This window comes from Lactiplantibacillus sp. ME-2, assembly GCF_022549155.1.
GTDB classification, from domain to species: domain Bacteria; phylum Bacillota; class Bacilli; order Lactobacillales; family Lactobacillaceae; genus Lactiplantibacillus; species Lactiplantibacillus plantarum.
This window is the reverse complement of sequence record NZ_JAKZEQ010000057.1, coordinates 1-10366: the sequence shown is the minus strand read 5'-3', so window position 1 is coordinate 10366 and position 10366 is coordinate 1. Positions and strand designations below refer to the sequence as shown.

Genomic DNA, 10366 nt, shown 5'->3' with positions numbered 1-10366 from the left:
ACACGTGCTTGTGGCGGAATAGGTAGACGTTTTAAGAGGCAACACAGGATGGTGTTGTTATGTAGGGTGCAAATCCCTACCAAGCACATTAAACGCGTCCACGGCATCAAAACGGGCAATCTCCAAACTGGCTCTCGCTTATTGGCGGGAGCTTTTGTATAGTTAGAGTAGTTTGGAGGAATTGAAATGGCACATATAAATTGGAAATTAATTATTGGGAGATTTGTGGCCCTAGGAGTGATACCTATAATCTTACTTGTTTGTATGCACTTTTTGAACTCTGTTTTTTTGGGTGATTCTAGTAATGATGGATGGCTTGGATTTTGGGGTGGCTATTTAGGAGCCTTGCTTGGGTTGTACGGCGTTCAAATGCAATTGAAATCTGAACAAAAAACACGTTTGGATGATAACCATCCTAAGTTTTACCTATTCTTTCGAATGTCGTTTGAACCTTCAAAGAAAGTGTATGTTCATTCATGTCAGCCCCGGGAGCTTTTAGGAAGTAAAGATCATCAAAAAAAGATGAAATTTGAATCAAAGTATTTTTATTCAGATTCAAATTTCATTTCGATAATTAATTCTAACAAGAAAAATGTTTACGATATCAGTATTTTAGTGACTAGTTTAGTTGCAGATAACAATGTTTGCAGTAAATATAAGAAATCAAGTGCGAATATTAATGGCAAAGAGGGTAAAGGCGATAATTCAGAATGGGATTCATTTAAAAGAGACACTAAGAATTGGAGTCTTGTGCACGAAAGTATCAAGGCTTCAAATCTGGAAAGCACTGAAAATGAGCTATTATTAGTTACTTATGCCCAGTTATATAACTATCCTAATGAGATTCAAAGCATTGACATTATTTTTCATACGAATAGCAATGAAATTGGATTGGCAATGTTTGAATTGATAAAAGATAAAAATGGAATTCTAAAATTATCCAATGTTCCAAAAGTGGAATATTTCCAAGAAGGTGTAGTAACACACGACCTTAGTGAGAAAGAGAAATTGTTTAATGAAAATTATAAAAATACAGATATTATGGTTGTAGATGAGAATAACAAGGAACCGTTTATTTGGGAAAAAAGACGGCAAAACAATAAAAGATGATGATAAACAAGCAAAATATCCGATTAATCAATAGATATCGGACGAGCAGTTAGTATTGGAAAGTAAGTCGTGATGGTATGAAATGACAATAATGATACACAGTAACTATGGGTACGAGCCGCCTGAATGGGTAGCTGCAGATGCCCGGCTAGATAGATGGTGTAAGGATAAGAAGCGTCGTGCTAAACAGCATGGCGCTTTTAGTTTGGAAAAGAAACGGAGAAAGCAACATGCCAAGGACAAGAAGATGCCGCTATCCTAACTGCCATGCAATGGTCACTTTCCCTGACCACTATTGTCAGCAGCACTATGAGCATGAAGCTGAGTACTTGGCTAGTCGGCAACGTTGGGCACGTAGCAATGACAAACAATACACACACAAGTACAACACGGTTACACGTTATCGTAATGAGGCTAAGCGTCAGCAATACAACTTCTATCGGACAAGGCAATGGTCACATCTAAGACAACAAGTCCTAGAGCGTGACCATTACTTGTGTGCTTACTGTAAAGTGCAAGGCGTTATCACACCTGCTAAGACTGTGGATCATATTGTACCGATTGAGTTTGACGAAACATTGAAAGCTAACGTTGATAACTTAGCTGTAATCTGTAGTAAGTGTCATCGTGCTAAGACGGACTGGGAACAACTAACTTATGGCACTGGTCAAGGCAATGAGTTGCAAAGTGTAAAGCCGATCAATGATGTATCAGCAATCGTTGTGTTAATGAATAAGGAGAGATGAATGTGGAACGTTCTAAAGAAGAATATGAAGCTATTGCAAACGAGATATTAGCAGTTCTTATGAACCCTGAATCGTTTGCATCATTTAACGAAACAATTAATGATTATAACGCTTTTGGAATTAAATACATTGTCAAATTGGTAAATGACAAGTCACCGGAATTAATGAGCTGTGTTTATGATAAATATAGATTCGTGGGAAAATCAGAATTAGAAGTAATTGGCAAAGTCGCACGATACGTCTATCAACACACGACCATTAAGAAGGATGGAGAATCATATGAAGTAGTTATGTCAGATGTTTTAAACCAGTCTAATTGGCATCCTAAGGAATAATAAAACAATCATGTATAATTTTGGTCACAACGGTAATTAAAACAACCCCCGCCCCCTAACACGTCCTAGGAAAAGCACACACATTGCCGTTATTTTGTGATAGAAACAATTTTTGAAAATTTTTAGGTAGGGGGGGTCAACCAATAATGAAAGGAGACAGATAAAATGAAAAAAGTGGATAAAGACGTCAACAACGGACAATTAACACGTACACCGCCAGCTTACTTAGGCCGGCAAGCTAAGGTCGTTTGGCGCCGATTAGTGCCTTTTTTAGAAGAAAATACCCCAGTTAAGCGCATTGATAGCGGGCTTGTGGAGCAATATGCTTCCCAATATGAGATTTATCGCAATGCGTATAAACATATTCAGGAAAACGGTGAAGTCCAAGCGATCTATAAAACGTTACAAGATCAGACCGGCAAAAAAATTGGTAGAGACTTCGTGGGCTACAAACGCAACCCGATGACTCAAATTTATGATTCGGCCGTTAAGAATCTAACGAAGTTAGGCGCTGAATTGGGACTATCTCCTAAGTCACGTAGTGATTTACTCAAGCTAAACTTAGATGATCACAAGGACAATCGGAGCGTCGCTGATCGAATGAAAGAATTTTTGGGAGGGTAAAAAAGACTACTTGTTAACGAAATGTTTAAAAGGAGGTGATTAATTTGCGCATTGATTTAACTCAAACCCATGATGTTATTGGAGCTTATCAATCATTAGACTGCTCAGCAGTTCGCCAACAATACACTGATCCAGGCACGAAATACGCTTTTGAAGTCCTGGATGAGAAGGTAACTGCTGGCTATCTGATTAAGTTAGCGGCTTTTCGCCATATCCGAGACTTACAACGTCAAGGTAGCGTTGACTTTCCGTTTGCTTACTCAGTAAAACGAGTGGATCAAGTACTTAAATTTGCTTCCATTTGTCCGAATGTTGATACAGGCGAACCAACCAAACTTATGCCGTGGCAGGAATTCATTATGGCTATGCTAATTGGCTGGCGTAATGATGACGGCGGCAAGCGTTTTTCACGGGCTATAGTTTCAGTTGCGCGAGGTTGAATGGCCAAGGTAAAACTTACCTTATGGCGATTATTACTGCCTACAGTTTTTTAATCGAATCGTTGGGACTATCTAACCAAGATTACTTAGTTTCATCAATTAATTACAAACAAACTAGTAAAATTCTGGGCTACATTAAGTCAATGTTAGCCAAGATTGCAACGATTGAACCATTTAAATCGTTGATTGCTGACAGCGGGCTAGATACACGGACACTGTCCTCACAGGCCGATCAAGTCACAATGAGCAAGACTAATAACAAGCTACGGGCGATTAGCCATGAAGCCGGTCAGTACGATAGTTTCCACTTCACAACTGCGATTTTTGATGAAATTGGCGAAATTAAGACGCGACAAAAGATTTCTAAAATTGTGTCAGGACAAGTCAAGGTGCGCAATAAGCAATTCATTCAAATTTCAACGGCATATCCTGATCCCACTGTTCCGTTTCACGATGATGAGCGTATGATTCAGCAAGCCATGGAACAAGATTATTTGCGCGATGCTGATACATATTTGGGGCTTATTTGGTCGCAGGACAATCTAGATGAAACTTATAAGCCTGATATGTGGGTTAAAAGTAATCCCTTACTAGATTTACCGAGCCAACGAGAAGTGTTGCTGAACGGCTTGACAGATAAGCGCGATTCTGACGCTTTGTCGGGCACACTCAACGATTTTCAAAACAAAAACCTTAACCTGTGGCTAGAACAATCGACCGACAGCTTCTTGAAACTGCCTGACGTTGAAAAAGCCATTGTGCCATCATTTAGTTTTGATGATCGGCAAGTTTATATTGGTTTTGACTACTCGATGTTTAGTGATAACACGGCACTAGCGTTTGTATTTCCTTATCGTGATAATAATGACAAACCACGATGGTTTATTTATCAGCATAGTTTTATTCCCTGGCAGAAAGCTGGTTCGATTGAAGCTAAAGAAAAGCAAGACGGTATTAATTATCGGGACTTAGCTAAAAAAGGATTTTGTACAATTAGTAGTCACCCTCAGGGACTCATCAATGATGAGCAGGTTTACCAATGGTTGCTTAACTTTGTTGAACGGCATCGACTGGAAGTTGTCTTCTTTGGTTACGACGCGTGGGGGCTAACGCCTACAATCAAGCAGCTAGATTTGAATTCAGGGTGGCCATTGCAAGCCATTCGGCAGCGGACTAGTGAATTGAAGGATCCGACTAAGTTTTTACAGACGATGTTTGTTGAAGGGTCAGTTGACCGACTAGATGATCGAATTATGGAAAAGGCGCTACTAAATGCAGAAATCTATGAAGATAAGATTGGCATTCAAGTAGATAAAGCTAAGGCCACGCTGAAAATTGACGTGGTTGATGCGTTAATTGATGCCTTATTCCAAGCCATGTATCACTTTGAAGACTTTGCAGATGTAAACAATCCTGACAAACAGGTCGAACGTATGAACGAAAAACAAGTTCTTGAATGGTTTAATAACCCGGAATCAGGATTGCTAGGAGATGATATTAATGATTTTTAAACAATTTTTTGCAACTATCTGGCATTACTTTGATGTGCTGTGTTTCATTCTAAGTATGATTGCTGGGGTATATGCAGCCTTTTTATTGGGGCGGGCACAGGGCGTTCTAGCAATTGCTGTCGCTTTGTTTTTAGTTGGCTGGCTTTCAGAAGTCGTAACAGCTGGCCAAAAAGGAGGTGATTAATAATGCCCTTTTTTGAACCACCAACGGCAATAAATAATTCAGTTAGTATTCAAAGCGTGCCAGTAGAAGACGATAACATCGTTAATTTTTTGTCACCAACTGGCAATAATGAGTATGTTAGTGCCAAAGATGCTTTGGAAAATTCAGATATTTATTCAGCGGTTAATCAAATATCTGGAGACTTGGCCACGATACAATTAATGGCCAATATGCCACGAGCACAAGGAATTCTAAACAATCCTAGCACGACAGCTAATGGTCACACGTTTTGGCAGTCTATGTATTCACAATTGTTATTGGGTGGTGAATGCTTTGCATATCGCTGGCGTAATCCTAACGGCTTAGATTTGCGCTGGGAATATTTGCGTCCAAGCCAAGTGCAAACCTACTTATTAGATGATGGCAGTGGTTTAACCTATACGGTTACCTTTGACGAGCCTAATTTGGGCGTTCTTCAATATGTACCACAGTCTGACATGATTCATATTCGCTGGGCTAGTACCGATGGTGGTATGACGGGTAACAGTCCATTAAAAGCATTGTCGAATGAGTTGCAAGTCAAGAGTTCGTCTAACAGTTTAACGTTGGCTGCATTGGCACGTTCAATTAGCGCTCCTGGCGTCCTATCTATTCAGCACGGTGGGCTGCTAAGTGAGAAGATGAAGGCCAGCCGTTCACGTAACTTCATGAAACAGGTGAACAAGTCAAACGGCGGCCCGTTAGTTATTGATCAACTTGAAGATTATAAGCCACTGGAAATGAAAGCCGATGTTACTAAGCTGTTAAGCCAAACAGATTGGACGAGTAAGCAAATTGCTAAAGTCTTTGGCATTCCTGATAGCTATTTGAATGGCCAAGGTGACCAACAAAGTAATATTGACCAAATTAAAGGCATGTACACAAACGCCCTTAATCGATACTTACAGGCTATTTTAGCTGAGCTGGATAATAAGCTTAACGCTAAGATTACGGCCAATATACGGACTGCTGTAGACCCATTGGGAGACTCATTTGCAGCTACCCTATCAGGGCTAGCTAAAGATGGCACAATTGCTAATAATCAAGCAACTTGGTTACTACAGCAGACTGGTTATTTCCCAGATGAAATGCCTGATGCTCAATCGATAAAAGGAGGTGATAATGATGACAAAGAAAGTGATGATTAAAGGCGATATTGTTGATGATCAAACAGCCGGCTTTTATCAGTTCTTTGGAATGCCAGCAGTATCACCTTCGGGTGTTGCTGACATTTTAAATGATGACGATGACGATGACGACGGTGATGATGAAGCACTTGAAGTTGATATTGCTTCCAATGGTGGCGATGTTTTTGCGGCTAGTGAAATTTATACTATGCTAAAGAATTATGCTGGCAATGTAACAGTTAATATTCAAGGCTTAGCCGCTAGTGCGGCAAGTGTGGTTGCTATGGCTGGCGATCACATCAACATTTCACCAACTGCTCAGATTATGATCCATAAGGCTTGGTCACAACCAGCTGGTAATGCTGACGATCTGGAGCATGAAGCCAGTATTTTAAATGGCATTGATCAATCAATTGCCAGCGCTTATGAAGCTAAAACTGGCATGGATCAAGCTGACTTGCTACAGCTAATGGCAAATGAAACATGGTTAACCGCTAGTGATGCCGTCGATAAAGGTTTCGCTGACGAAATTATGTTTGCTAATGATCAACAATTGCAACCGGTGAACGCTATTTCACACATTCCACCTAAATCTGCAGTTAACAAGTTGATGAATCTCATTTACAAGGCGGATAAGGATAAAACTAAGCCGTCTAAAGAAAAAAATACTACTAATAGTCAATCTGCTGAATTACGAAACAGCAAATTGGCTATTTTATTTGGTAAAAATCAAAAGGAGGCCAACTAATGGCTAATATTAATACAATGAATGATGCCTGGATTGCCCAAGGACAAAAGGTATCAGACTTAAACGACAAGTTAAACGCAGCTGTCCTTGACGACAGCTTTGATCAAGACAAATTTAAAGCAATGAAACAAGATCGCGACACTGCAGTTGCCCGGCGTGATGCTTTACATGAACAATTGGAAGAAGAACGCAAGGCGCAAGAAATTGCCAACATGGATGATAAGGACAAGACCCCACTTGATGATAATGAAAAAGACATCAAAGCCAAGTTCGTTGAGAATTTCAAAGGCATGATTAAGGGCGACCCGAAAGTTATGAACTTGGTAACTTCTGCTACCGACGGAGGTGGCAATGCAATTGGTTTGACTATCCCTCAAGATATTCAAACAGCCATTAACACATTGGTTCGCCAGTTCGATTCATTACAGCAATATGTTAATCGGGAAACTGTTACAACTCAAACCGGGTCACGGGTTTACGAAAAGTTTGCTGAAGTTACTCCATTAGCCAATTTAGATGATGAAACGGCTACCATTGGTGATAATGATGATCCCAAGTTATCGCTTGTCAAATATACGATTCATCGGTACGCCGGCATTACCACTGCCACTAATTCGTTGCTAAAGGATACGGCGGACAACATTTTGGCTTGGCTGTCTCAATGGATTGCTAAGAAAGTTGTTGTTACTCGCAACACTCAAATCATTGCGGCGATGAATAAAGCGCCTAAAAAGCCAAACTTGGCCAAGTTCGATGACATTATTACGATGATTAATACTGCTGTTGATCCCGCCATCAAGTCCACGTCATTCTTAATGACAAATACGTCTGGTTTCAATGAACTTTCCGAGGTTAAGGATGCTATGGGTCGTTACCTATTGCAACCCGATCCAACACAACCTGATAAATATTTAATCCGTGGGAAGCGAGTTGTAGAGGTAGCTGACAAGTTCTTACCTGACGTTACGGCTACGGCAGGAAAGGCTCATCCACTTTACTATGGTGATTTGTCGCAAGCAGTAACTTTGTTTGACCGAGAAAGTACTTCCTTATTGACTACCAATATTGGCGGTGGTGCCTTTGAAAAAGACCAAACTAAGATTCGTGTGATTGATCGTTTTGATGTTGAAGCCACTGATACGGAAGCCTTTGTTGCGGGTTCATTCAGTAAAATTGCTGATCAGCCGGCCAACTTTGCTGCTTCAACTCCCGGGAAGTAATTAGCCAACTATGTCGCCAATAAATAAACAGTACAGTAACAATCTGGGCGGCTAAGTAAGGATGTGATTTAAGTGGCAGCCGATTTAGAAACATTGAAATCATCTTTGCGAATTGACGGGGATGATGACGACAAACTGCTAAAAGGCTATTTGTCTGCAGCCACTAGCTACATTAAACAGGCCATTGGGGACGACAATAGCGTTCCGGGGTTCTATGAAATGGAAGGCGTGAATGACTTGTTTGAAACTGCTGTTTACGCCTTGGCTGGTTCATACTGGTATTATCGGACATCAATCACTTCAAACACTGTTAATCCAGTTGACTTAGTTGTTGATTCAATCATTGGCCAATTGCGAGGCCTGTATAATCAAAAGCAAGATGAGGTGGGCGGCAATGGCGATTAATCGATTAACTCCAGTTGACTTTAACCAACGTATACAGATTGGCACTGTTAAAACTGTTCAAAATCCTATTAATGGGACTAGTAAACAGACATTTGTTAGTCAGTTTAGTTTATACTGTGCACCCTATACACGATCGATTGCATCTTCGTATCAACTCACAGCTGAACAATTAGAGCAAGTAGTGGTCATTATTAGGCATAATCCTAAAGTTTATGAAGGCATTAAATGTCAGTATAAAGGTAAACTTTACGATGTCATCAATGACAGCATGGATGATTCCAGTAATTATCTGTCTTGCGATTATTTGACGCTCAAGCAGGTTACCAAGGGGGCCTAGCTATGGCAAACGATGATATGGCCGACCAACTAGCAAACTGGCTTAAAGACGTCCATAAGCTAGTCCCTAACGAGGCTGAACAAGAGAAGATAACCACAGCCGGCGCTAAAAAGTTAGCTGACAATTTAACCGAAGTCACGAAGAAGAAACACTATTCAAGTCATAAAGACGAGAAGTACGGGCACATGGCTGACAATATAAGCTATAACAGCAATGACATAGACGGTGAACATGATGGTAGCTCGATCGTAGGCTGGACCAATAAGTACCATGATATGAATGCCAGAAGACTAAACGATGGTACTAAGTACATTAAGGCTGACCATTTTGTCGATGAGAATCTATCCGACAGCCAAGATGATGTCTTTAAGGCCATGCTAGATGAATATAAGAAGGGGGACGATGACTAATGCTATTACCAGTATCACAGGTAGCCAGCCTAGTTGATTCCCTCAATTTAACGTGGCTCGATAAAGTTTACCTGAATACAATTCCTAAAGAAGATTTAGACAACACTGATTTAACAGTCATGCTATTACAAGAGACCGATTCAAGCCCGGCCTATCTTGCAAACAACACGTTTAAAGGGTTAGCAATGGGTGTTGAGATTCAAATCTTTTATAAGGTTAACTTAGCAGATGACTTTAACCCATTGGAAGCTGAGATAGCTTTGATGAAAAGCCTTAAAGCGGCCGGCTGGTTAATTGTATCTAGTCAGCACCACACAACTGACCCGGATACCAACCAAGTAACCAAAACAATTTATGTAGCTAAAAATGAAATGATTTAAAGGAGAGATATTTAAATGTCAAAACACAACATTGTCAAAGCAACTTTTGCTTTGCTAGACGATAAAGGCGACTTAATTAAAGACCCTGATAAAGGTCTATCTACTGATGGAATTTATGTTGCTGACCATCAAGGCGAAGGCTTCAGTCAAATCAACGTATCCACCATCGAAGCGGCTGGAACTCCCGGCTGGGGGAATGGACAAGTCAAACGAACAGCTTATGGTAAGTCTATGCCTACCTTGGCTTTAACCGCCTTAGACCTAGACTGGAAGGTTAATCAAATGCTAAAGGGGTTCACACAAAGTGCCAATACAGGTGCCTGGGTACGTCAACTACCTAAGCCACATGTTGCGATGATTGCCGAATCTCAATCACTAGATGGGGATATTTCAATTTATGAATGCTTCAACAATATCGAATTTGTTGAAGAAGGGTCTAACAACTCAACTGATACCAACAATGAAGCTGCTTACTCAACAGCTTTACACGGTACTGTCTTAGCGCCATTAAAGTCAACCATCTTCTTAGCTACCAACAAGGTACAACAACCTTATATGGTCGCTAAGTCGACTGATAAAGGCTTTGATTTAACCAAGCTATACGCTGAAGTATTTGGTGGCTATGTGTTAAGTCCATCGAGTGTAGTGCCTGGTGTAGGACTTGGTCACTAGCAACATTTAAAAGGCTCCCCTCAATTGGGTGGCTTTTTTAATACATGGCGAATTTACAATTGAAATGCAACACAAAGTAAAAAAATAAACCCATACCGG

General features: G+C 40.4%; 14 protein-coding genes and 1 pseudogene. All 15 read left to right on the top strand.

Features of this window, described 5'->3' with window-relative positions; genetic code table 11:
* Positions 1-186: 186 nt before the first annotated feature.
* Positions 187-1110 (top strand): hypothetical protein, encoded by a 924-nt coding sequence (locus MMY95_RS14390; RefSeq protein ID WP_241277755.1) that lies wholly within the window; start codon positions 187-189, stop codon positions 1108-1110.
* Between the two features lie 82 nt (positions 1111-1192).
* The gene (locus tag MMY95_RS14385) at positions 1193-1372 is read left to right on the top strand and encodes a hypothetical protein (RefSeq protein WP_063485443.1); all 180 of its coding nucleotides are present in this window, start codon (positions 1193-1195) and stop codon (positions 1370-1372) included.
* Complete coding sequence (locus MMY95_RS14380; RefSeq protein WP_241277754.1) at positions 1341-1856, top strand: HNH endonuclease; 516 nt, start codon at positions 1341-1343, stop codon at positions 1854-1856. The genes MMY95_RS14385 and MMY95_RS14380 overlap by 32 nt, the downstream gene beginning before the upstream one ends.
* Positions 1857-1858: 2 nt before the next feature.
* On the top strand, positions 1859-2191 hold the full coding sequence (locus tag MMY95_RS14375) for a hypothetical protein (RefSeq protein WP_241277753.1): 333 nt from the start codon (positions 1859-1861) through the stop codon (positions 2189-2191).
* Between the two features lie 165 nt (positions 2192-2356).
* A complete protein-coding gene (locus MMY95_RS14370; protein WP_202861030.1) occupies positions 2357-2815 on the top strand; it encodes a phage terminase small subunit P27 family in 459 nt (152 codons plus the stop codon).
* A 44-nt stretch (positions 2816-2859) separates the two neighbouring features.
* Positions 2860-4766: pseudogene (locus MMY95_RS14365) on the top strand (terminase TerL endonuclease subunit).
* Entirely contained in the window at positions 4756-4950 is a 195-nt protein-coding gene (locus MMY95_RS14360; RefSeq protein ID WP_202861029.1) for a DUF1056 family protein, read from the top strand. Before MMY95_RS14365 ends, MMY95_RS14360 begins: the two are co-directional and overlap by 11 nt.
* Before the next feature lie 2 nt (positions 4951-4952).
* Entirely contained in the window at positions 4953-6116 is a 1164-nt protein-coding gene (locus tag MMY95_RS14355) for a phage portal protein (RefSeq protein WP_241277752.1), read from the top strand.
* Positions 6094-6843, top strand: a complete 750-nt coding sequence (locus MMY95_RS14350) for a head maturation protease, ClpP-related (RefSeq protein WP_241277751.1) — start codon at positions 6094-6096, stop codon at positions 6841-6843. The genes MMY95_RS14355 and MMY95_RS14350 overlap by 23 nt, the downstream gene beginning before the upstream one ends.
* Positions 6843-8063 carry a phage major capsid protein gene (locus tag MMY95_RS14345; protein ID WP_202861026.1) on the top strand — a complete coding sequence of 407 codons (1221 nt, stop codon included), beginning with the start codon at positions 6843-6845 and terminating at the stop codon, positions 8061-8063. Before MMY95_RS14350 ends, MMY95_RS14345 begins: the two co-directional genes overlap by 1 nt.
* A 72-nt stretch (positions 8064-8135) precedes the next feature.
* On the top strand, positions 8136-8468 hold the full coding sequence (locus MMY95_RS14340) for a head-tail connector protein (protein ID WP_202861025.1): 333 nt from the start codon (positions 8136-8138) through the stop codon (positions 8466-8468).
* Positions 8458-8805 carry a phage head closure protein gene (locus tag MMY95_RS14335; RefSeq protein ID WP_134144406.1) on the top strand — a complete coding sequence of 116 codons (348 nt, stop codon included), beginning with the start codon at positions 8458-8460 and terminating at the stop codon, positions 8803-8805. The genes MMY95_RS14340 and MMY95_RS14335 overlap by 11 nt, the downstream gene beginning before the upstream one ends.
* 2 nt (positions 8806-8807) lie before the next feature.
* On the top strand, positions 8808-9215 hold the full coding sequence (locus MMY95_RS14330; protein WP_202861024.1) for an HK97-gp10 family putative phage morphogenesis protein: 408 nt from the start codon (positions 8808-8810) through the stop codon (positions 9213-9215).
* Entirely contained in the window at positions 9215-9595 is a 381-nt protein-coding gene (locus MMY95_RS14325; protein ID WP_134144408.1) for a DUF806 family protein, read from the top strand. Before MMY95_RS14330 ends, MMY95_RS14325 begins: the two co-directional genes overlap by 1 nt.
* A 15-nt stretch (positions 9596-9610) precedes the next feature.
* On the top strand, positions 9611-10267 hold the full coding sequence (locus MMY95_RS14320) for a phage tail protein (protein ID WP_241277750.1): 657 nt from the start codon (positions 9611-9613) through the stop codon (positions 10265-10267).
* The last annotated feature ends 99 nt before the right edge of the window (positions 10268-10366 follow it).

Excerpts from the sequence above, each read along its gene's own strand:
- MMY95_RS14390 (WP_241277755.1), top strand. The coding sequence starts at position 187 with ATGGCACATATAAATTGGAAATTAATTATTGGGAGATTTGTGGCCCTA.
- MMY95_RS14385 (WP_063485443.1), top strand. The coding sequence starts at position 1,193 with ATGACAATAATGATACACAGTAACTATGGGTACGAGCCGCCTGAATGG.
- MMY95_RS14380 (WP_241277754.1), top strand. The coding sequence starts at position 1,341 with ATGCCAAGGACAAGAAGATGCCGCTATCCTAACTGCCATGCAATGGTC.
- MMY95_RS14370 (WP_202861030.1), top strand. The coding sequence starts at position 2,357 with ATGAAAAAAGTGGATAAAGACGTCAACAACGGACAATTAACACGTACA.
- MMY95_RS14360 (WP_202861029.1), top strand. The coding sequence starts at position 4,756 with ATGATTTTTAAACAATTTTTTGCAACTATCTGGCATTACTTTGATGTG.
- MMY95_RS14355 (WP_241277752.1), top strand. The coding sequence starts at position 4,953 with ATGCCCTTTTTTGAACCACCAACGGCAATAAATAATTCAGTTAGTATT.
- MMY95_RS14350 (WP_241277751.1), top strand. The coding sequence starts at position 6,094 with ATGACAAAGAAAGTGATGATTAAAGGCGATATTGTTGATGATCAAACA.
- MMY95_RS14345 (WP_202861026.1), top strand. The coding sequence starts at position 6,843 with ATGGCTAATATTAATACAATGAATGATGCCTGGATTGCCCAAGGACAA.
- MMY95_RS14335 (WP_134144406.1), top strand. The coding sequence starts at position 8,458 with ATGGCGATTAATCGATTAACTCCAGTTGACTTTAACCAACGTATACAG.
- MMY95_RS14330 (WP_202861024.1), top strand. The coding sequence starts at position 8,808 with ATGGCAAACGATGATATGGCCGACCAACTAGCAAACTGGCTTAAAGAC.
- MMY95_RS14325 (WP_134144408.1), top strand. The coding sequence starts at position 9,215 with ATGCTATTACCAGTATCACAGGTAGCCAGCCTAGTTGATTCCCTCAAT.
- MMY95_RS14320 (WP_241277750.1), top strand. The coding sequence starts at position 9,611 with ATGTCAAAACACAACATTGTCAAAGCAACTTTTGCTTTGCTAGACGAT.